At 73.1% G+C, this 20,577-nt stretch carries 20 protein-coding genes; 15 read left to right on the top strand and 5 right to left on the bottom strand.

Annotated elements, in window-relative coordinates; all coding sequences use genetic code 11:
• The first annotated feature begins 82 nt into the window (after positions 1 to 82).
• The 5 genes from HCN51_RS03005 to HCN51_RS02985 all read left to right on the top strand — a co-directional run bounded on the left by HCN51_RS03005 (position 83) and on the right by HCN51_RS02985 (position 5,042).
• Positions 83 to 1,591 (top strand): ABC transporter permease subunit, encoded by a 1,509-nt coding sequence (locus HCN51_RS03005; RefSeq protein ID WP_168006544.1) that lies wholly within the window; start codon positions 83 to 85, stop codon positions 1,589 to 1,591.
• A gap of 35 nt (positions 1,592 to 1,626) precedes the next feature.
• On the top strand, positions 1,627 to 2,595 hold the full coding sequence (locus tag HCN51_RS03000; RefSeq protein ID WP_080037522.1) for an ABC transporter permease: 969 nt from the start codon (positions 1,627 to 1,629) through the stop codon (positions 2,593 to 2,595).
• 1 nt (position 2,596) lies between these two features.
• Complete coding sequence (locus HCN51_RS62090) at positions 2,597 to 3,640, top strand: oligopeptide/dipeptide ABC transporter ATP-binding protein (protein WP_168006542.1); 1,044 nt, start codon at positions 2,597 to 2,599, stop codon at positions 3,638 to 3,640.
• Positions 3,637 to 4,635, top strand: a complete 999-nt coding sequence (locus HCN51_RS62085; RefSeq protein ID WP_168006540.1) for a dipeptide ABC transporter ATP-binding protein — start codon at positions 3,637 to 3,639, stop codon at positions 4,633 to 4,635. Before HCN51_RS62090 ends, HCN51_RS62085 begins: the two co-directional genes overlap by 4 nt.
• Before the next feature lie 146 nt (positions 4,636 to 4,781).
• The gene (locus tag HCN51_RS02985) at positions 4,782 to 5,042 is read left to right on the top strand and encodes a hypothetical protein (RefSeq protein ID WP_080037518.1); all 261 of its coding nucleotides are present in this window, start codon (positions 4,782 to 4,784) and stop codon (positions 5,040 to 5,042) included.
• A gap of 26 nt (positions 5,043 to 5,068) precedes the next feature.
• Here the strand turns inward: HCN51_RS02985 and HCN51_RS02980 are convergent, their stop codons facing one another.
• On the bottom strand, positions 5,069 to 5,809 hold the full coding sequence (locus tag HCN51_RS02980; protein ID WP_168006538.1) for an SDR family NAD(P)-dependent oxidoreductase: 741 nt from the start codon (positions 5,807 to 5,809) through the stop codon (positions 5,069 to 5,071).
• 67 nt (positions 5,810 to 5,876) lie between these two features.
• On the opposite strand from HCN51_RS02980, the gene HCN51_RS02975 reads away from it, so the two are divergent.
• On the top strand, positions 5,877 to 6,434 hold the full coding sequence (locus HCN51_RS02975; RefSeq protein ID WP_168006536.1) for a TetR family transcriptional regulator: 558 nt from the start codon (positions 5,877 to 5,879) through the stop codon (positions 6,432 to 6,434).
• A gap of 160 nt (positions 6,435 to 6,594) precedes the next feature.
• Positions 6,595 to 7,467 (top strand): M23 family metallopeptidase, encoded by an 873-nt coding sequence (locus HCN51_RS02970; RefSeq protein ID WP_168006534.1) that lies wholly within the window; start codon positions 6,595 to 6,597, stop codon positions 7,465 to 7,467.
• A gap of 22 nt (positions 7,468 to 7,489) precedes the next feature.
• On the opposite strand, the gene HCN51_RS02965 is transcribed toward HCN51_RS02970, so the two are convergent.
• Both HCN51_RS02965 and paaZ read right to left on the bottom strand, forming a co-directional pair.
• Positions 7,490 to 8,281, bottom strand: coding sequence for an enoyl-CoA hydratase/isomerase family protein (locus HCN51_RS02965; RefSeq protein ID WP_346433511.1), 792 nt, complete (start codon positions 8,279 to 8,281; stop codon positions 7,490 to 7,492).
• Positions 8,278 to 10,317 carry a phenylacetic acid degradation bifunctional protein PaaZ gene (gene paaZ / locus HCN51_RS02960; RefSeq protein WP_168006532.1) on the bottom strand — a complete coding sequence of 680 codons (2,040 nt, stop codon included), beginning with the start codon at positions 10,315 to 10,317 and terminating at the stop codon, positions 8,278 to 8,280. The genes HCN51_RS02965 and paaZ overlap by 4 nt, the downstream gene beginning before the upstream one ends.
• Positions 10,318 to 10,421: 104 nt before the next feature.
• Here paaZ and paaA point away from each other — a divergent pair, with 104 nt between their 5' ends.
• The 8 genes from paaA (at position 10,422) to HCN51_RS02920 (ending at position 17,149) form a co-directional block, all read left to right on the top strand.
• Positions 10,422 to 11,432, top strand: a complete 1,011-nt coding sequence (gene paaA, locus HCN51_RS02955) for a 1,2-phenylacetyl-CoA epoxidase subunit PaaA (protein ID WP_168006530.1) — start codon at positions 10,422 to 10,424, stop codon at positions 11,430 to 11,432.
• Complete coding sequence (paaB, locus tag HCN51_RS02950; RefSeq protein ID WP_080037512.1) at positions 11,429 to 11,722, top strand: 1,2-phenylacetyl-CoA epoxidase subunit PaaB; 294 nt, start codon at positions 11,429 to 11,431, stop codon at positions 11,720 to 11,722. The genes paaA and paaB overlap by 4 nt, the downstream gene beginning before the upstream one ends.
• Positions 11,723 to 11,729: 7 nt before the next feature.
• Positions 11,730 to 12,647 (top strand): 1,2-phenylacetyl-CoA epoxidase subunit PaaC, encoded by a 918-nt coding sequence (gene paaC, locus HCN51_RS02945; RefSeq protein WP_168006528.1) that lies wholly within the window; start codon positions 11,730 to 11,732, stop codon positions 12,645 to 12,647.
• A gap of 107 nt (positions 12,648 to 12,754) precedes the next feature.
• On the top strand, positions 12,755 to 13,243 hold the full coding sequence (gene paaD / locus HCN51_RS02940; RefSeq protein ID WP_240972410.1) for a 1,2-phenylacetyl-CoA epoxidase subunit PaaD: 489 nt from the start codon (positions 12,755 to 12,757) through the stop codon (positions 13,241 to 13,243).
• Between the two features lie 3 nt (positions 13,244 to 13,246).
• On the top strand, positions 13,247 to 14,329 hold the full coding sequence (paaE, locus tag HCN51_RS02935) for a 1,2-phenylacetyl-CoA epoxidase subunit PaaE (protein ID WP_206066504.1): 1,083 nt from the start codon (positions 13,247 to 13,249) through the stop codon (positions 14,327 to 14,329).
• A gap of 29 nt (positions 14,330 to 14,358) precedes the next feature.
• A complete protein-coding gene (locus HCN51_RS02930) occupies positions 14,359 to 15,549 on the top strand; it encodes an acetyl-CoA C-acyltransferase (RefSeq protein ID WP_168006526.1) in 1,191 nt (396 codons plus the stop codon).
• Positions 15,546 to 16,304: an enoyl-CoA hydratase/isomerase family protein gene (locus HCN51_RS02925; protein WP_168006524.1), complete on the top strand. Its 759-nt coding sequence runs from the start codon at positions 15,546 to 15,548 to the stop codon at positions 16,302 to 16,304. Before HCN51_RS02930 ends, HCN51_RS02925 begins: the two co-directional genes overlap by 4 nt.
• The gene (locus HCN51_RS02920; RefSeq protein WP_168006522.1) at positions 16,301 to 17,149 is read left to right on the top strand and encodes a 3-hydroxyacyl-CoA dehydrogenase family protein; all 849 of its coding nucleotides are present in this window, start codon (positions 16,301 to 16,303) and stop codon (positions 17,147 to 17,149) included. The genes HCN51_RS02925 and HCN51_RS02920 overlap by 4 nt, the downstream gene beginning before the upstream one ends.
• Before the next feature lie 57 nt (positions 17,150 to 17,206).
• On the opposite strand, the gene HCN51_RS02915 is transcribed toward HCN51_RS02920, so the two are convergent.
• Both HCN51_RS02915 and HCN51_RS02910 read right to left on the bottom strand, forming a co-directional pair.
• Positions 17,207 to 17,836 carry a TetR/AcrR family transcriptional regulator gene (locus tag HCN51_RS02915; protein WP_168006520.1) on the bottom strand — a complete coding sequence of 210 codons (630 nt, stop codon included), beginning with the start codon at positions 17,834 to 17,836 and terminating at the stop codon, positions 17,207 to 17,209.
• A gap of 110 nt (positions 17,837 to 17,946) precedes the next feature.
• On the bottom strand, positions 17,947 to 20,457 hold the full coding sequence (locus tag HCN51_RS02910) for a CBM35 domain-containing protein (protein ID WP_206066503.1): 2,511 nt from the start codon (positions 20,455 to 20,457) through the stop codon (positions 17,947 to 17,949).
• Positions 20,458 to 20,577: the final 120 nt, after the last annotated feature.

The raw sequence follows: 20,577 nt of genomic DNA, 5'->3' as shown, positions 1-20,577 counted from the left end.
ACTCTGAATCACCGGCGCGGGGCGGAGGGCGTGCCTGTCCCCGCCCCGCGCCAGCACCACACATGAACCAAGGGGGATAAGAGTGATCGCCTTCATCGCGCGAAGACTGATCGTCTCCTTCTTCGTGCTCCTGGCGGCCACCATGGTCATCTACGCGTTGACGGCGCTCGCGGGCGACCCGCTGGAAGACCTGCGGGAGCTGCCGGGCCCCGACCGGGACAGGAAGATCGCCGACCGGGTCGAGCGGATGAACCTCGACGTTCCCCTGCCGCTCAGGTACCTGAGCTGGCTCGGCAACCTGTTCCGCGGCGACCTCGGCGTCAACCGGGACGGCCAGGACGTGTCGGTCCTGCTCGGCAACGCCCTGTCGGCCACGCTCCAGCTCGTCGTGGCCGCGACCGTGCTCGCGGTCGTCATCGGCGTCATCGTGGGCATCGTCTCCGCGCTGCGCCAGTACAGCGCCTTCGACTATTCGGTCACCTTCACCGCGTTCGTCTGCTTCTCGCTCCCGCTGTTCTGGGTGGCGGTGATGCTCAAGCAGTACATCGCGATCGAGTTCAACGACTGGCTGCGTGACCCCGTCATCTCGCCCACCGTCATCGCCGTCGCCTCCCTCGTCGGCGGGCTGATCTGGGCCGCCGTCCTCGTGGGCGGGCGGCGGGCGCGGCTGGCCGCGTTCGCGCTCGGCGCCGCCGCGACGGCCGTGACGCTGACGCTGCTGTCGGTGACCCGCTGGTTCGCCGATCCGGGCATCGGCGTGATCGGCCTGGCGGTCCTGGCGGGCGGCACGGCGGTCGGCGTCACCGCCCTGATCTCCGGGCTGCGCTACCGCGACCCGCTCTACGCCGCGCTCTCGGCCGCGGGGATCGGCGTGATCCTGTCGCAGGTGCTGGATCCGGTGCTGGCGGACCCGAGCTGGCTGGAGATCATCGGCCTGGCGCTGCTGACGGTGGCCGTCTGCGCCGGGCTCGGCTACGCCCTCGGCGGGCTGCTGCGCCGCCAGGCGATCCTCGCCGCCGTCCTGACGGGGCTGGTCACGGCGGGGCTGACCTTCCTCGACCGCATGCTGCGCGGCTTCGCCGACTACAGCGACTACGTACGGGGCCGCCCGATCGCCACGATCGGCTCCAGCACCCCCAACTTCAAGGGCGACTTCTGGCAGACCAACCTGGACGTGGCGGGTCACCTGCTGCTGCCCACCATGGCGCTGATCCTGATCTCGCTGGCCACCTACACGCGCTACAGCCGCTCCAGCATGCTCGAGGTGATGAACCTCGACTACGTGCGCACCGCGCGGGCCAAGGGCCTGCCCGAGCGGACGGTGGTCACCAAGCACGCCTTCCGCAACGGGATGATCCCGATCACCACGCTGATGGCCTTCGACTTCGCGGGCGTGATCGGCGGTGCGATCGTGACCGAGAACGTCTTCGGCTGGCAGGGCATGGGCAGCCTGTTCCTCAGGGGGCTGCAGCAGGTGGACCCGGCTCCGGTGATGGCGTTCTTCATCGTCTCGGGGAGCGCGATCGTGCTGTTCAACATGCTCGCCGACATCATCTACGCCTACCTCGACCCCCGGATCAGGCTGTCGTGAGCTCGCAGTTCACCGATCACTCAGGAGAACCACCCATGGCGATCAGTGCGCAGGCCGCGGGGGCCGCGCAGGGCATGACCGTCGTCGCACGCACCCAGACCCAGCTCGTCCGGCGCCGGTTCTTCCGGCACCGCGCGGCGCTCATCGGCATGCTGGTCTTCGGCGGCATCGTCGTGCTGGCGTTCAGCTCCATCGGGTTCGGGCCGCTGCCCGGCTGGTGGGACAAGAGCTACCTGGCCACCGGGGCGGTGGTCGACCAGGGCCGGCCGACGCTGAGCCTCGTACCGCAGTTCCTGGGCGGCGAGGGGCTGCGCTGGGGCGAGCATCCGTTCGGGCAGGACAACATCGGCATCGACTACTTCGCGCTGACCATGCGCGGCACCCAGCAGTCGATCATCGTGGCGTTCATCGTCGGGTTCGTGGCCACGACGGTCGGCACGCTGGCCGGCGCCTTCGCCGGATATTTCAGGAAAAAGGTTGAAGCGATCCTCATGCGGCTCACCGACGTGATGATCACCATCCCGGTCCTCATCATCGCCGCCATCGTCGGGCGCTCGTTCGGCGACTCCGGCATCGTGGTCCTGGCCATCTGCATCGGCCTGGTGACCTGGCCGACGCTGGGCCGGCTCATCCGCGGCGAGTTCCTGTCGCTGCGCGAGAAGGAGTTCGTCGAGGCCGCCCGCGCGCTCGGCACCTCCTCCAGCCGCATCATCTTCCGCCACATCCTGCCGAACACCGTGGGCGTCATCATTGTCAGCGCCACGCTGGCCATCGCCAACGCGGTGCTGCTGGAGTCGGCGCTGTCGTTCCTCGGCGTCGGCGTGCAACCCCCCGACGTCTCGCTCGGCCAGCTCATCGACACCTACCGCAGCGCGATGACCACCCGCCCGTGGCTGTTCTGGTGGCCGGGCGTGTTCATCATCGCGATCGCGCTGTCCATCAACTTCATCGGCGACGGTCTGCGCGACGCGTTCGACCCCCGACAGACCCGGGTGCGTGCCTGACATGACGAATCACCCCAGCGAGACCGGTGAGATCCTGCGCGTGGAGGACCTGGCCGTCGAGTTCCCCACCGAGGACGGGCTCGTCCAGGCGGTCCGCGGCGTCTCCTACTCCCTGCACGAGCGCGAGGTGCTCGGCATCGTCGGCGAGTCCGGCTCCGGCAAGTCCGTCTCGTCGCTGGCCGTGATGGGGCTGCTCCCCCGCGGCGCCCGCGTCCGCGGCCGGATCCTCTACCGCGGCGACGACGTGCTGAAGCTGCCCGCCCGCCGGCGCCGCGGCCTGCGCGGGCGCAAGATCGCCATGATCTTCCAGGACCCGATGACCGCGCTGAACCCCGTGCACACCGTCGGCGACCAGCTCGCCGAGGCCGTCCTCGCGCACGACCTCGTGCCGCGCAAGCAGGCGCTCGCCCGCGCCAAGGAGATGCTCGACCTCGTCGGCATCCCGCAGGCCGAGCAGCGGCTGCGCAGCTACCCGCACGAGTTCTCCGGCGGCATGCGGCAGCGCGCGATGATCGCCATGGCGGTCATCAACAACCCCGACGTCATCATCGCCGACGAGCCCACCACGGCGCTCGACGTGACCGTCCAGGCACAGATCCTGGAGAAGCTCCTGGAGGTCAAGGACGCCGTCAACGCCGCGATCGTGCTCATCACGCACGACCTCGGCGTGGTCGCCGGCATCGCGCACCGGGTGCTCGTCATGTACGCCGGCAAACCGGTCGAGATCGGCGTCACCGACACCATCTTCTACCGGCCGCGCATGCCGTACACGGCGGGGCTGCTCGGCTCGATGCCGTCCCTGGAGACGTCCGGCGGGCGGCTGCGGCCCATCAGCGGCGCCCCGCCGTCCCTGATCAACCTGCCGTCCGGCTGCCCGTTCTCGCCGCGCTGCCCGCTGGCCGAGGACCGCTGCCGCGCGGAGGAGCCCGCGCTCGCAGAGGTCGACGAGGGCGGGCACTACGCCGCCTGCCACCACTGGGACCAGCTGGCCGCGGTGGCGGACCCCACCGCGTTGTTCCGTACGGAGAGTGAGCCCGTCACATGAGCGATCAGCAGCACCTCCTCGAAGTGGAGGACCTGGTGATGAGCTTCCCCGTGCGCGGCGCGGGGTTCCTGCGCAAGGTGTCGGGCCACATCCAGGCGGTCAGCGGCGTGTCCATGCACGTCGACCAGGGCGAGACGCTGGGCGTGGTCGGCGAGTCGGGGTGCGGCAAGTCGACGACGGGCCGGGCCATCCTGCAGCTGCACAAGCCGACGTCGGGCTCGGTGCGCTTCGAGGGCACCGAGCTGACCACGCTGGCGCCCAAGCGCATGCGCGCGGTGCGCCGCGACATGCAGATCGTCTTCCAGGACCCGTACGCCTCGCTCAACCCGAAGCTGCCGGTGAACGACATCATCGCCGAGCCGCTGAAGGTGCACGACCGGTGGCGCGACACCGGCCCGGCCAAGGTGTCGGAGCTGCTGGAGCTGGTCGGGCTCAACCCGGAGCACGGCAACCGGTACCCGCACGAGTTCTCCGGCGGCCAGCGCCAGCGCGTCGGCATCGCCCGCGCGCTCGCGCTGGAGCCCAAGCTGCTCGTGCTGGACGAGCCGGTGTCGGCGCTGGACGTGTCCGTGCAGGCCGGCGTGATCAACCTGCTGGAGGACCTCCAGGACACGTTCGGCCTGTCGTACATCTTCATCGCGCACGACCTGTCGGTGGTCCGGCACATCTCCGACCGGGTCGCGGTGATGTACCTCGGCAAGATCGTCGAGATGGGGCGGCGGGACGACGTCTACGACCGGCCGGTGCACCCGTACACGCAGGCGCTGCTGTCGGCGGCGCCGACGGCGAACCCGGAGGAGGAGCGCCGCAGGCAGCGGATCATCCTCACCGGCGAGGTGCCGAGCCCGCTGGATCCGCCGAGCGGGTGCCGGTTCCGTACGCGCTGCTGGAAGGCCCAGGACATCTGCGCCACCGAGGAGCCCGCCCTGATCGACCGGGGCACCGGCCATCCGGCCGCCTGCCACTTCCCGGAGGTCAACACGAAGGTCGTGTGAGCGCGCCCAGGCCGAGATCGACTTCTTCCTGTGGTGGGCGCGTCCGCGGCGATGAGTGATCGAAAGGAGCAGAACCCTGCCGGCGTCAGGGGCCGTGGCTACCTTGGGTGAAAGGCGGTTCTGGGACTATCCGGGGGGATGATCCTGTGACGTTCTCGACGATTCTGGCGGCGTTCTTCGTGCTCGCGGTCCTGGTGATTCTCGTGAGCATGGTCACCTCGCTGACCGGCCGCTCGCGTCCCGCGCGGCGGCGGTCCGGCCGCCCGTACGCCGGCGGCACGTACTCAAGCGGCACGTCCTTCGGCTTCATGAGCGGGGGCTACTCCGGAGGTGACGGCGGGGGTTACTCGGGGGGCGACTGCGGCGGGTCCTCAGGGGGCGACGGCGGCGGGGGCGGGTGCTCCTGACGGCCGCCGCCCCGGTGGCGGGGCGGTCAGGCGGCCGACCAGCCGCCGTCCACCGGCACGATCGCGCCGTTGACGAACGAGGCGGCGTCCGAGGCCAGGAAGAGCGCCGCCTCGGCCATCTGCTCGGGCTGGGCCAGGCGCTCCCCCAGGGCGAGCACGGGGCCGAGGCGGGCGGCGCCGGCGGGGTCGAAGGAGGCGCCGTTGGCGATGTTGGTCATGGTCGGGCCGGGCAGGATGGCGTTGCAGCGGATGCCGTCCTTGGCGTAGGCCCAGGCCACGCTGCGGGTCAGGCCGACGACGCCGTGCTTGGAGGCGGTGTAGGCGGCGCCGGCCGCGCCGCCGCGGATGCCCGCCTCGGAGGCGGTGTTGACGATCGCGCCGCCGCCCTGGGCGAGCATGTGCGGCAGGACCGCGTGGGTGACCAGGAACGTGCCGGTCAGGTTCACGCGCAGGACGCGCTCCCACTGCTCGACGGGGATGTCGGCGGGCAGGGCCATGGTGTCCATGATCCCGGCGTTGTTGCACAGCACGTCGATCCGGCCGTACGTGCCGATCGCGGTCTCGACCAGCGCGGCCACCGAGGACTCGTCGCCGATGTCGGCGGTGACGGCGGTGCCGCCGACGTCCGTGGCGGTGCTCGCGGCGCTGCCGGGATCGATGTCGCAGGCCACGACGCGGGCGCCGGCCTTGGCGAAGGCGACGGCCATGGCGCGGCCGATCCCGGATCCGGCGCCCGTCACGAGGGCGACACGGTCGTCGAAGGTCATGGTGAAGGATCGTCCTTTCGGTCGGGACACAACCGGACTGTATCGTCCGGTTGGTACCATAGCCGTCGTGACCGCTGCCCGTCGACCCAACCGCGGCCCGAAGGCCGCGGCGCACAACCGGGCGGCGCTGATCGCGGCGGCGCGCGAGGCCTTCGCCACCGCCGGTTACGACGCCCCGCTCACCGAGGTCGCGCGGGCGGCCGGGGTCGGCCAGGGCAGCCTCTACCGGCACTTCCCCGACCGGGTCAGCCTCGCGCTGGCCGTCTTCGAGGGCAGCATCGCGGAGCTGGAGTCGCTGGCGGCCAAGCCGGGCACCACCCTCGACGAGGTGCTGGCGCTGGTCACCGAGCAGGCCGTCGCGCAGACCACGTTCGTCACCATGGTGAGCCTGCCGCCGCAGCCCGACCCGCGCATCCTGGCCGTGCGCGACCGGCTGGCGCGGCTGCTGGAGTCGGGGCTGGCCGAGGCGCAGCGGGCGGGCCGGGTGCGGGCCGAGGTGAGCACCGATGACCTGGTGCTGGCCGTCGGCATGCTCGCCCTCATGCTCACCGAGGTCCCGGCCGACGAGCGCACGCGCACCGCCGAGCGGATCTGGCGCATGCTCCGGCACGGCATCGAGACCTGAGCCCCGGAGTCTCACCGGGAAGCCGGAAAGTTTCAATCATCAGGGATTGATGAAGAGAACTTTCGAGGATATCTTCACGATCAAGCCGCCCCTCCACCGGGGGGCGGAGAGATTGGGCGTTCGACCGTTACCCTCCACCCCCTCCCGCACGAGGTGAAGCATGCCCAAGATCGGAAAGGCCGCGCTGCTCGCGGCCCTCGCCCTCGCCGCCGCGCTGCTGCCGCGGCCCGCGTCCGCGGACCCCGTGGAAACTCTGGCCACCAGCCACAAGAGCCCGTTCAACTGCGGAAAGACGTTCTACGCCAACAACTGGACGCCCGATCACAGCCCCTCCGGCGCCATCGACTGGCAGGACTACGGAGGCGACGACATCAACGGCGAGACCGTGCGCGCCACGGCCGCCGGCACCGCGTACTTCTACGACGCCGGCAACACCAGCTACGGCAAATGGATCGAGATCCGGCACGGTGACGGCACCCGGACCCGCTACGCCCACCTCGCCACCATGGTGCGCGCCGCCGGCGGCTCGCTGAGCGTCGGCCAGGGCACCGCGATCGGCACGGTCGGCTCCACCGGCGGCTCCACCGCCCCGCACCTGCACTACGAGCAGCGCACCTCCACCGGCGCCGTCGACACCAGCCCCACCGTGGACGGCGTCACCGTGTCGCTGGGCCAGAAGAAGGCCGTCACGAGCACCAACGCGTGCGGCGGCAACCCGTACACGCCCGAAGAGGTGTGCGGCAGCGGCTACGGCGTCATCGACTCGGCCGCCCTCACCGGCGGGCGCGTCTACCTGCTCTACAACTCCGGCAACAGCGCCAACTGCGTCGTGACCCTGAAGACGACGAACGTCGGCACGCCGTCGTCGATGTCGGCCTTCCTCGAGCCGCAGGGCTCGACCAGGACGACGAACTCGGGCAGCTTCGGCTACTACGCCGGGCCCGTCATCCGGTCGGCCCCCGGGCAGTGCGTCAGGTGGGGCGGCTCGATCGGCAGCAGCACCTACACCAGCCCCTTCGAGCACTGCGACTGATCCCAAGCCCTCCTTGGCGAGGTCAGCGGCCCTCGAAGGTGGGTTTGCGCTTGCCGAGGAACGCCTCCACCGCCCCCGCGTGATCGGCGGTCAGGCCCAGGCGCGCCTGCGCCTGGGCCTCGGCCCGCAGCGTCGCCCCGAGGTCGCGCTCCCACGACTGCGCAATGAGCCGCTTGGTCTCGGCGTAGGCGGCGGTCGGGCCGGCCGCGAGCCGGGCCGCCAGCGCCCGGCCCTGCGCCGCGACCTCGTCGCGCGGCACCACCCGCCCCGAGATGCCCCAATTGACCGCCTGCTCCGCGCCGAACGGCTCGGCGAGCAGGACGAGCTCCCTGGCCCGCGACTCCCCCACCGCCCGGGTGAGCGTCGAGGACAGCCCGGAGTCGCAGGTCAGGCCGATCGCGCTGAACGCCGTACCGAAGACCGCGTCCTCCGCGAGGACCCGCAGGTCGCAGGCCAGCGCGAGGGCCAGCCCCGCGCCCACGCAGGTGCCGTTCACGGCCGCGACGACCGGCTTGGGCATCGTGGCCAGCAGCCTGATGACGGGCGCGTAGTCCTCCTCGACCGTGTCGAACGCGTGCGCGGGGTCCTCGCGCAGCGCCGCCGCGTGCTCGGCCAGGTCTTGCCCCGCGCAGAACGAGCCGCCCGTGCCGGTCAGCAGCACGGCCCGGACGGCGTCGTCGGCGGCGACGTCCTCCAGCGCGCCGCGCAGCGCCGTCTTGGTCTTGCCGTCGAGCGCGTTGCGGCGTTCGGGACGGTTCAGCGTCACGACGGCCACGGCGCCGTCGCGCTCGACGGAGACCGGGGCCCCGTTCACGACGCCTCCCAGGTCTTGGCGACCAGCGTGAGCACGTCGTAGGTGGCGACCGGCGCGCCGTCCTGGTTGGTGACGACGGCGTCCCAGCGCACCTCGCCGTAGTCGGCGTTGCCGCGCGGCGTGATCTGCTTGACGGTGAGCGTCACGGCGATGCTGTCGCCGGCCTTGACCGGGGTGAGGAAGCGCAGGGAGTCGACGCCGAAGTTCGCGAGGACGGGGCCGGGCGCCGGGTCGACGAACAGCCCGGCGGCCAGCGACACCACGAGGTAGCCGTGGGCGACGATGCCGCCGAACAGCGGGTTGCGCGCGGCGGCCTCGGGGTCGGTGTGCGCGTAGAAGGTGTCGCCGGTGAACTCGGAGAAGTGGTCGATGTCGGCCAGCGACACCGTGCGCGGCGCGGAGGCGATCGTGTCGCCGATGCGCAGCTCGGCCAGCGACTTGCGGAAGGGGTGCACCTGCGACTCGGTGCGGGCGGCGCCCGTCGTCCAGCGGCCGGTGATGGCGGTGAGCTGGTCGGGCGACGCCTGGACGGCGGTGCGCTGCATGTGGTGCAGGACGCCGCGCACGCCGCCCAGCTCCTCGCCGCCGCCGGCCCGCCCGGGGCCGCCGTGCACGAGCACGGGCAGCGGGGAGCCGTGCCCGGTGGACTCCTTGGCGTCGTCGCGGTCGAGCACGAGGACGCGGCCGTGCCACGGCGCGAGCCCGAGCACGACGGAGCGCGCCACGCCGGGGTCGTGGGTGGCGAGGGAGGCCACGAGGCTGCCCCTGCCCCTGGCGGCCAGCGCCACCGCGTCGTCGAGGCCGTCGTAGCCGATCACCGTGCTCACCGGCCCGAACGGCTCCACGTCGTGCGGCTCGACCGCCCCTGGCCGGGCGCGCAGCACGAGCGGCGTCATGAACGCGCCGCGCTCGGGGTCGCCGTCTAGCAGGGCCGCGCCCTTGGGGTCGCCGAAGGCGACCTCGGAGCCGGCCAGCAGCGCCTCGACGGCCTTGCGCACCTCCTCGCGCTGGCCGAGGCTGGCCAGCGGCCCCATCCGGACGGCGTCGTTGCGCGGGTCGCCGACGCCCACCTTGCCGAGGCGGTCGGCCAGCGCGTCCACCACCTGGCTCGCCAGCCCCGTGGGCACGAGCACCCGGCGGATGGCGGTGCACTTCTGGCCGGCCTTGACCGTCATCTCGGTCACGACGCCCTTGACGAACAGGTCGAACTCCGGATCGTCCGGCCCCACGTCGGGGCCGAGGATCGAGCAGTTGAGCGAGTCGGCCTCGACGTTGAGCGCCACGCCGCCGTCGAGCACGTTGGGGTGGCGGCGCAGGATGCCCGCCGTGTGCGCCGAGCCGGTGAACGCCACGCAGTCCTGGATCGTCAGCTCGTCGAGCAGCCCGCGCGCCGACCCGGCGAGCAGCTGCAGCGTGCCCTCGGGCAGGATGCCGGACTCGATGATGTACCGGACGGCCAGCTCGGTCAGGTACGCGGTCTGGCTGGCGGGCTTGACGATCGTGGGCAGCCCGGCGAGGAAGGCGGGGCCGAGCTTCTCGAGCATGCCCCAGACGGGGAAGTTGAAGGCGTTGATCTGGACCGCCACGCCCGGCCGGGAGGTGTAGAGGTGCTGGCCGGCGAACGTGCCGCCCTTGCCCAGCCGCTCCAGCCCGCCGTCGAGGACGACCGTGTCGTTCGGCAGCTCCCTGACGCCCTTGCTGCCGTAGCTGAACAGGGTGCCGATGCCGCCGTCGACGTCGACGGCCGTGTCGCGGGCGGTGGCGCCGGTGCGCACGGACAGCGCGTACAGCTCCTCCTTGCGCTCCAGCAGGTGCTTGGCCAGCGCCTTGAGCAGGCCCGCCCGCTCGTGGAAGGTCAGGGATCGCAGTGCCGGCCCGCCGGTGTCCTTGGCGTGCCTGACCATGGCCGCGACGTCCAGCCCCCGGCTGGAGATCCGCGCGACCTCCTCGCCCGTGGCGGCGTCGAGCAGCGGTTCACCGTCGTCCGCCGCGCGGAACCATCGTCCGGCGGCGTAGCTCTCCAGCAGCGCGCTCACGCTGTCTCCTTTCCCCGGGACCTGTTGCGCGAAGACCCCGACCCGTGTCACGGTATTACTGACCGAGCGATAAGTAAATAAGCACGATGTGTCTCGGAGGGAAGATGACGACGATCCCGGCGGAGCCGGACCTTCAGGCCGCGTTCGACGCGACCATCGACCGCCACGACCGGATCGAGCCCCGGGACTGGATGCCGGACGCCTACCGCAAGACGCTCGTCCGCCAGATCGCCCAGCACGCGCACTCCGAGATCATCGGGATGCAGCCCGAGGGCAACTGGATCGGCCGCGCGCCCTCCCTGCGGCGCAAGGCGATCCTGCTGGCCAAGGTGCAGGACGAAGCCGGTCACGGGCTCTACCTGTACTCCGCGTGCGAGACCCTGGGCGTCTCCCGCGCCGAGCTCACCGATTTGCTGCTCAGCGGCAGGCAGAAATATTCCTCGATCTTCAACTACCCGACCCTGTCCTACGCCGACGTCGGCACGATCGGCTGGCTCGTGGACGGCGCCGCGATCTGCAACCAGGTGCCGCTCTGCCGCACCTCCTACGGCCCGTACGGGCGGGCCATGATCCGCATCTGCAAGGAGGAGTCCTTCCACCAGCGTCAGGGGTACGAGCTGCTCATGACGATGATGCGCGGCACCGACGAGCAACGCGCCATGGTGCAGGAGTCGGTGGACCGGTTCTGGTGGCCGGTGCTGATGATGTTCGGGCCACCCGACGCGCAGTCGCCCAACAGCGCGCAGTCCATGGCGTGGGGCATCAAGCGCAACTCCAACGACGAGCTGCGCCAGAAGTTCGTCGACATGACCGTCCCGCAGGCCGAGGCGCTGGGCGTGACGCTGCCCGACCCCGGCCTGCGCTGGAACGAGGAACGCGGGCACTACGACTTCGGGGAGCCCGACTGGCAGGAGTTCGCGGCGGTCATCCGGGGCGACGGGCCGTGCAACGCGCAGCGGCTCGCGCACCGCAGGGCCGCCCACGAGGAGGGCGCCTGGGTCCGCGAGGCCGCCACCGCCTTCGCCGAGCGCGAGGCCGCGGCGCGTGAGAGTGCGGCGCGCGAGCAGGCCGAGGGCGCCTCGGGCCCGGCCGCGCGGGAGGGTGTCGCCCGATGAGCGCCGACCGGCGGGAATGGCCGCTCTACGAGGTGTTCGTCCGCGGCAAGCGCGGGCTCAACCACGTGCACGTCGGGTCGCTGCACGCCCCCGACGACACGATGGCCCTGCGGCACGCCCGCGACGTCTACACCCGCCGCAACGAGGGCGTCAGCATCTGGGTCGTCCGCGCCGACGCCATCACCGCCTCCAGCCCGGACGAGAAGGACCCGCTGTTCGGGCCGAACGGCGACAAGGTCTACCGGCACCCGACGTTCTACGACATTCCCGACGACGTCCCCCACATGTGAGGAACCCATGAGCGACGAACACGGCAGCGTCTTCGATGGCCTGCTCGGCGGCGACTCCTCCCAGTGGGCCTTCGGCACCGACTTCGAGGACCCGCTGGCCGGCGTCGACACCACGACGCCCGACGGCGTGGACCCCGCCGAGCTGGCCGCGTACTGCCTCATGCTCGGCGACGACGCCCTCATCATGTCGCAGCGCCTGTCGGAGTGGTGCAGCCGCGCGCCCGACCTGGAGGAGGACATCGCGCTGGCCAACATGGCGCTCGACCTGCTCGGGCAGGCCCGCCTCCTGCTGGCCAGGGCCGCCGCCGCGGACCCCGGCGTCGTGCCCGCCCTGCCCGAGGGGTCGCCGGTGCCGCCGGAGGACGCGCTCGCCTTCTTCCGCGACGACCGCGACTTCAGGAACGTGCGGCTGGCCGAGGTGCCCAACGGCGACTTCGCGCACGTCGTGGTGCGGCTGCTGCTGTTCTCCACGGCGCGCCTGGCGTTGCTGGAGCGGCTGCGGGCGAGCCGGGACCACGTGCTGGCGGCGGTCGCGGGCAAGGGCGTCAAGGAGGTCGCCTACCACCGGGACTGGGCCGGGCGCTGGTTCCTCACGCTGGCCCAGGGCACCGAGGAGTCGCACCGCCGGCTGCTCGCCGCGCTCGACGCCCTGTGGCCGTTGCGGGGCGAGCTGGTCGCCGCGCACCCGCTCGAACGCTCCCTCGCGATGGCGGGCGTCGGCGTCGATCCGGCCGAGCTGCGCGAGGAGGTGGACGCCGTCCTCGACCAGGTGCTCACCGTCAGCGGCGTCCCCCGTCCCGGACGGGCGCCCCTGGCAGGCGTCGGCGGCCGGACCGGACGCGACGGCCTGCACACCGAGGCCCTGAGCCGGCTGCTCGCCGAGATGCAGGTCGTCGCCCGCGCCCACCCGAGCGGGCGCTGGTGACCGCCGACCGGCCCGCGATCGCACGGCGCGACGCGGGAACGCCGGGCCCCCGCCACCCCTCCGCCACGCCCCGCGGCTCCGAGGCGACGGAGGTCGGGCGGCGGGCGCTGGAGGTGGCCGGGCAGGTGCGGGATCCCGAGATGCCGATGCTGACCCTCACCGACCTCGGCGTGCTGCGCGGCGTCGAGGTGGAGCGGGACGCGGACGGCGAGGTCGTCGTCGCCTCGATCACGCCCACCTACACCGGCTGCCCCGCCATGGCGACCATGCGCGACGACCTCGTCCACCGCCTTCAGGACGCCGGGTTCGACCGCGTCGAGGTGCGGGTCGTGCTCGACCCGCCCTGGTCCAGCGACTGGATCTCCGAGCGGGGCCGCGCCGCCCTGCGCGCCGCCGGCCTGTCGGCGCCCGGCCCCGCCCCCAGACGTCCCGGGCCGGTGCTGCTCACGCTCGGCCCGCCGCGCCCGGCGCCGCCCTGCCCCCGCTGCGGGTCGGCGGCCACCCGGCTCACCTCGGAGTTCGGCGCCACCGCCTGCAAGGCCCTCTACCGCTGCACCGCCTGTCTCGAGCCGTTCGAGCACGTCAAGGAGATCTGAGCGATGACCATGCTCGCGCCCGCCGCGTCCAGGGCCGCCGTCTTCCACCCGCTGACCGTGGCCTCGGTGGACCGCCTGTGCGAGGACGCCGCCGCGATCACGTTCGCCGTCCCCGACGACCTGCGCGACGCCTACGCGTTCAAGGCCGGGCAGTCGCTCACCCTGCGCCGCGTGATCGACGGCCGCGAGCACCGCCGCTCGTACTCGGTCTGCGCCCCCGCCGGCGCCGCGCCGCGCATCGGGGTGCGGGAGATCCCCGGCGGGCTGTTCTCGTCCTGGCTGGTGCACGAGGTGCGGCCGGGGACCGTGATCGAGGTGCAGCCGCCCACCGGCTCCTGGCAGGCCGACCCCGGCCTCGGCGAGCGGCACCTGTGCGTCGCCGCCGGCTCGGGCATCACCCCGATGTTGTCGGTCGCCTCGACGGTGCTCACCCACCCCGGCGCGCAGGTCTCCCTCCTGTACGGGAACCGCACCAGCCGCACCGTCATGTTCGCCGAGGAGCTGGGCGACCTGAAGAACCGCTACGGCCCCCGGCTCCAGGTCGTGCACGCGCTGTCGCGGGAGCCGCGCGACGTCGAGCTGCTGTCGGGGCGGCTCGACGGTGAGCGGCTGCGGCGGCTGCTGACCTGCCTCGTCCCGGTCGAGGTGTTCGACCACGTGTGGCTGTGCGGGCCGCTCCGGATGGTCGAGGAGGCCAGGACGGTGCTCGCCGGCCTCGGCGTGCCCGGGGAGCGGGTGCACGTCGAGCTCTTCTACGCCGACGCCCCTCCCCCGCCGCCCCGCCGCGCCGGCGCCGAGCTCGCCGGCGCGACCACCGAGCTGACCACCGTGCTGGACGGCCTGCGCACCACCTCGACGGTCTCCCGCGAGACGACGCTGCTCGACGGCGCCCAGGCCACCCGGGGCGACCTGCCGTTCGCGTGCAAGGGCGGGGTCTGCGGGACGTGCCGCGCCGTCGTGCGGGACGGCGAGGTGGACATGCGCCGCAACTACGCGCTCGAACCGGCCGAGGTCGCCGCCGGGTTCGTGCTGACCTGCCAGACGTACCCGGCCGGCGACCAGGTCACCGTCGACTACGACGCCTGACGCCTCTTCATCGACCACAGGAGCTGCACGTGCCAGAATCGTTCGTCGTCTCCGGCGTCCGGACGCCGATAGGCCGTTACGGCGGCGCGCTCGCCCACGTCCGTCCCGACGACCTGGCCGCCCTCGTCGTGCGGGAGGCCGTCGCCCGCGCCGGGATCGAGCCCGGCCTGGTGGACGAGGTGGTGCTGGGCGCGGCCAACCAGTCCGGCGAGGACAACCGCAACGTCGCCCGCATGGCCGCCCTCCTGGCGGGCCTGCCCGACTCGGTGCCGGGCTTCACCGTCAACCGGCTGTGCGCCTCCGGGCTCACCGCCGTCACCACCGCGCGCGCCCTCATCGCCGCCGGGGACGCGGACGTGGTCGTCGCGGGCGGCGTCGAGTCGATGACCAGGGCGCCGTGGGTGATGGAGAAGCCCGCGAAGGCGTTCGCCAAGCCGGGGGCGACCTTCGACACCTCCATCGGCTGGCGCTTCACCAACCCGCGCTTCGACGCCGCCACCACCGCCACGATGCCGCAGACCGCCGAGACCGTCGCCGAGCGCTGGGGGCTGGGCCGGGAGGAGTGCGACGCGTTCGCGCTGCGGTCGCACCAGCGGGCGGTGGCGGCGGCCAAGGAGGGCCGGTTCGCCGACGAGATCGTCCCGGTGCCGGTCGGGGGCACCGCCGAGGACGTTCTGGTCGAGGTGGACGAGGGGCCGCGCGCGGACACGAGCCCGGAGCGGCTGGCGCGGCTGCGCCCGCTGCACGGCCCCGGCGGTGTCATCACCGCGGGCAACTCCAGCTCGCTCAACGACGGCGCCGCCGCCGTCGTCGTGGTGAGCGAGCGCTTCCTCGAACGGCACGGCCTGACGCCCCGCGCGCGGCTGGTCGCCGCGGCGCACGCCGGGGTGCCGCCCGAGATCATGGGCATCGGGCCCGTCCCCGCCACCCGCAAGGTGCTCGAACGCGCCGGCTGGGACGTCGCCGGCCTCGACGCCGTCGAGCTGAACGAGGCGTTCGCCGCCCAGTCGCTGGCCTGCGTCCGCGACCTCGGGCTCGACCTCGAACGGGTCAACGCCGACGGCGGCGCGATCGCCCTCGGGCACCCGCTCGGCGCCTCGGGCGCCCGCATCCTGGTCACGCTGCTCGGCCGGCTGGACCGCACCGGCGGCCGGCGCGGCCTGGCCACGCTGTGCGTGGGCGTCGGCCAGGGCAGCGCGCTGCTGGTGGAGCGGCCATGAGCGGCGGGAAGGCGCTCCTTGTCGAGGAGGGCGCGGACCGGGTGGTGTGGCGGCTCAACCGGCCAGAGGTGCGCAACGCGATCGACCGCGACCTCGTACGGGCCCTGCACGACGCCTGCGCCGCCGTCGAGGAGGACCCGAAGATCGTCCTGATCGTCGGCGAGGGCACCACGTTCGCCGCCGGCGCCGACATCGCCCAGCTGCGCGAGCGCGGCCGCGACGACGCGCTGCGCGGCATCAACTCCAAGATCTTCGACCGGATCCACAAGCTGCCGATGCCGACCATCGGCCTGCTCGACGGGTACGCCCTGGGCGGCGGCGCCGAGCTCGCCTACGCCTGCGACTTCCGCATCGGCACGCCCCGCACCCGCATCGGCAACCCCGAGACGGGCCTCGGCATCCTGGCCGCCGCCGGCGCCGCGTGGCGGCTGGCCGCGCTCGTCGGGGAGCCGCTGGCCAAGGAGATCCTGCTGGCCGGCCGCGTACTGACGGCCACGGAGGCGCTGGACGTGCGCCTGCTCAACGAGGTCGTCGAGCCCGGCGACCTGCGGGCGGCCGGCCACCGGCTCGCCGACCGGATCGCGGCGCAGGCGCCGCTGGCGACCCGGCTGATGAAGGCGGTCCTGCACGCGCCGCGCGCCGCCCACCCGTTCGTGGACGACGTGGCGCAGGCGGTGCTGTTCGAGACCGAGGAGAAGCACGCGCGCATGACGGCGTTCCTGGAGCGCCGCACCAGGAAGGGAGAGCAGCGATGAGCGGTGACCTGCCCACGCCCGTGGGAGTCGTCGGCGGCGGGCGGATGGGGGCCGGGATCGCGCACGCGTTCCTCGTCGCGGGCGGCCACGTCGTGATCGTGGAGAGCTCGGAGGAGACGGCCGCCGCCGCGCGCGCCCGGGTCGGCGACAGCCTGGCCAAGGCCGCCGCGAAGGGCACGCTGGCCGAGCCGGCGCAGGCGGCCGCGGCCCGGCTGCGGGCCACCGCCGACCCGGCCGGGCTGGCCGGGTGCGAGCTGGTCGTCGAGGCCGTGCCCGAGGACGCCGCGTTGAAGACCGAGGTGCTGGCCCTGGCCGAGAAGCAGGCTCCCGGGGCGGTGCTCGCCACCAACACCAGCAGCCTGTCCCTGGCCGGGCTCGCCTCCGGCCTGGCGGCGCCCGGCCGGTTCCTCGGCCTGCACTTCTTCAACCCCGTCCCGGTGAGCGACCTGGTGGAGATCGTCGCGGCCCCCCGTACCGAGCCCGAGCTGCTGGAACGGGCCCAGCGGTGGGTGGCGGCGCTCGGCAAGACGCCCATCACGGTCACCGACTCGCCGGGGTTCGCCAGCAGCCGGCTCGGGGTGTGCCTGGCGCTGGAGGCGATGCGGATGCTGGAGGACGGGGTCGCGAGCGCCGCCGACATCGACACCGCCATGACCCTCGGCTACCGCCACCCGGTCGGGCCGCTGCGCACCACGGACCTCGTCGGCCTGGACGTGCGGCTCGCCATCACCGAGCACCTGGCCCGCGAGCTCGGCCCCCGCTTCGAGCCGCCGCGCATCCTGCGCGACCTCGTCGCCGCCGGCCACCTTGGCCGCAAGACGGGACAGGGCTTCTACACCTGGTGACACCACGACCGGCCCGGGGGCTCGTGGGGCTTCCACGGCTCCCGGCGCGGCCGGGGCTCAGGGCTCGTGGCGGGCCAGGCCGTCGAAGGCGATGGAGGTGATCGCGTCGGCGACCATCGCCTGGTCGTAGGCGCCGCCCGGCCGGTACCACTCCACCAGCGAGTTCACCATGCCGAACAGCAGCCGGCTCACCAGCGCGGGCGGCACGTCGTCGCGCAGGGCGCCCTCGGCGACGGCCTCCGCGACGAGGTCGGCCAGGCGGTCGTCGAGCCAGCGCCGCCGTTCGAGCGCGGCCAGCTCGATCTCGCTGTTGCCGCGCACCCGCAGCAGGAGCGTGACCGACGGCTGGTGCGCCACCAGCACCTCCACGCTGCGCCGCACCACCTCGCGCAGCCGCTGGTAGGCGCTCACCCCGGGCGGCCGCCGCGTCGCCTCGGTGACGACGGTGGTGAGCTCGTCGAGCGCGTCGTCGAGCGCCTGGCCGAGCAGCTGCTCCTTGCTGGTGACGTGGTGGTAGATGGCCGGCTTGGTCAGCCCGAGCTCCTTGGCCAGGTCGCCCATGCTCGTGGCGTCGTACCCTCGCCGGTTGAACAGCTCGACAGCGGCGCGCAGGATCGCCGACTGGTCATGGCCGGGACGGCCCCGCCGGCGGCGGGGGGCCGGTTCGGCCTGTTCAGTCGTGGTCATCCTCGCAGCATCTCACGCGCCGAGCGGCGCCCCGCACGAGCCGGGCACGCCGCCCGCGTCGGAAGGGCGCCCTGGCCCGCCGGATGGGGTCCGGCGGGCCGGGGTGGTGGCTAGGCCTGGTTGTCCACCTCCAGGACGAAGCGGGCGAGCTCCAGCCGGTCCACGTTCGGGCCGAAGGCGTTCGCGTTCCCGAGGACGAGCGGGCCGCTCGCGGTGGTCAGGGTGAGCGGGGTGGCCTGGGGCCAGAAGTTGTCCCAGGCGTAGTTGTGCCGGAAGACGCCGCGCGTCGTGGCGCCGCCGGTCTCGGTGATGTCGAGGAAGCGGCTGATGACGTCGGTGTTGTACGGGTGGCCGGTGTTCCTGTCGGCGTTGGCGTAGTGGGTGACCAGGACGTACTGGCCGGGGCCGAAGCCGGCCGGGCGGTCGAGGGTGAGCGTGTTGGCGGCGCCGTTGCCGAGGTCGCTCACGTACGCGCCGGCGGAGGCGTTGGAGCCGCCGGTGGCGCCGGTGACGTGGGCGGTGCCGGACAGGCGGGCCCGCTCGGCCTCGACCCGGTGGACCGCCGTGTCCGCCTGCGCCGCCCGTACCGTGACCAGCTCGCGGAGCTGGAGCCCGGACGGCCCGCCGACGTCGATCTTGGAGATGCCCGCCGGGAGGTACACGCGGACGCGGGAGGCGCCGTCGCCGGGGCGGGCCGCGCGGACGCCCGGGACCGCGCGCCCGTCCACGCGGACGTCGAGGTCGCCGGCCCGGCCGGCGCGGTAGGACAGGGTGAGGTCGTGGTAGCCGTCCTCGGCGGCGGCGGCGAAGAAGGTGGCGCGGGCGTCGCCGCCGAGGGTGATGGCGGGGCCGGCGCCGGTGCGGGTGAGGCGGGCGCCGCCGGAGAGCCGGGCCTCGTCGGCCGGGTGGGCGGCGCGGCGCGGGCCGGTGATCTCGGTGAGGTCGAACTTGTCGAGGGTGACGTCGCTGCCGGGCAGCAGGGTGCTGCCGTCGGCGCTGGTGCGCAGCGAGAGCCGGTGGGTGCCGGCGGTCAGCTCGATCTCGACGTCGGTGCGGCCCCGGTAGGTCCAGCCGAGGGTCGCGGAGTACTGCACCGTCCGGTCGAGCTGGTCGTCCACGAACAGGGCGTGCCGGCCGGGCGTCTTGTTGGCGCCGTGGTAGATCCCGAGGCGGTAGCGGCCGGTGCGGGGGACGGTGACGGCGAACGTGACGGCCGAGTCGGGCTTGCTCATGGAGCCGACGTCGCGCTTGCCGGAGGTGGCGTAGCGCTGCGGGTCGGCGGTGGTGTCCTGGTCGTAGGCCTGGGCGGAGGTGAGGGTGGCGGACTCGGCCTCGATCGACGCCGTCCAGGGCGCGTCGGGCGCGGGGGCGGGGCCGGCCGACGGGACGACGACCACCCGGTAGGCGGCCATGACGTCGCCGCCGGGCAGGTCGACGCTGAGCCTCCCGCCGGTCACGGCGGTGCGGCGGGCCGCGACGACGGGCGGCTCGAGCGCGTCGCCCTCGTACCCGCTCCAGGTCGTCCTCGACACCAGGACGTCCACCTGCCGGCCGAACACGGCGGGGTCGAGGCCGGTCACGTCGAGACGGACGGGCGCGGCGCCGCCGCCGACCAGGACGGTGCCGCGCCGCGCCGGCTCGTCGAGGGCCGCGAGCGCCTGCACGGTGTCCGGGACGTTCGGCCGGGGCGGGATGGCCCTGACCGTCTGCCCGGTCAGGTCGGCGTACCACTTGAGCAGCCACCAGCCGCCGTTGGCCTGGCGGGTGCGCACGGCGTGGTCGTCGAGGTTGCCGGCGTAGGTCCAGTACGCCATGTCGGCGTCGACCTTGGTGTCCTCGAACATGGAGATCCACTGGATGAGCTGGCCGGGGACGGACATGTCGCGCCGGTTGCCGTACTCGTCGATGTTGACGGGCAGCGGGGCGATGCCCAGCTCGCGTTCGAGCGCGCGGTAGTGCTCGTAGTGGCCGCGGTAGTCGGCCAGGCTGGAGCGCGACAGCTCGTGCCAGGCCATGATGTCGGGCAGGTACCCGGCGCTCTTCGCCCAGGTGAGGAAGTCGCGCAGGCGGCCCGGGTTGTACCTGGCCTCGTTGGGGCCGACGATCCTGGCCTGCGGGTCGATGGAGCGGATGCGCCCGACCACGGCCTTCCAGTCGCTGTAGAACTTCTCCTTCTGCGCGGCCCAGTCCTGGTACCAGATGCCGTCGGGCTCGTTGAACGGCACCCACACGAACTTCGCCGTGTCCTTCGGCCGTTCGCGCACCACCTTGCGCACCATCGTGTCGACCTTGGCCAGGTAGTCGTCGATGCCCAGGTTCTCGTACGGCCAGCGGCTGTAGACGTCCTGCATGTAGACGACGATCTCCTCGCCGCCCGCCTGGAAGAAGCCGTCGGCGATGACGAGCGCGTCGCCGTTCGGGTGCTGGTCGCCGTCGGGGGCCTTCTGGGCGACGGTACGGGGGCGGGCGCCGGCGAGCAGCGAGCCGCCGGGGACGCCCGGGTCGGACAGGCCGTACAGCATGCCGGTCGCACCGCCGTGGACGGGGCCCGTGCGCTGGGCGAAGTCCACGGTGACGACGTCGGGGGCGGCTGCGGCCGCGGGGCCGTGGATCACGGTCATGGAGGCTAATGCCAGGACGGCTGCGACGGTGAGGGCTCGCCGGGCTGAGCGGTGTCGTTGCATGGGTGTCCTCTCGGGGGGCTCCACGGGGTGTGACCGGTCACACGCGTGCCTAGCGTG

The sequence above is a fragment of the Nonomuraea composti genome (assembly GCF_012034275.1).
Taxonomy (GTDB): domain Bacteria; phylum Actinomycetota; class Actinomycetes; order Streptosporangiales; family Streptosporangiaceae; genus Nonomuraea; species Nonomuraea composti.
Note: the sequence above shows the minus strand (reverse complement) of the source record. Positions and strands in the feature narration are given on the sequence as shown.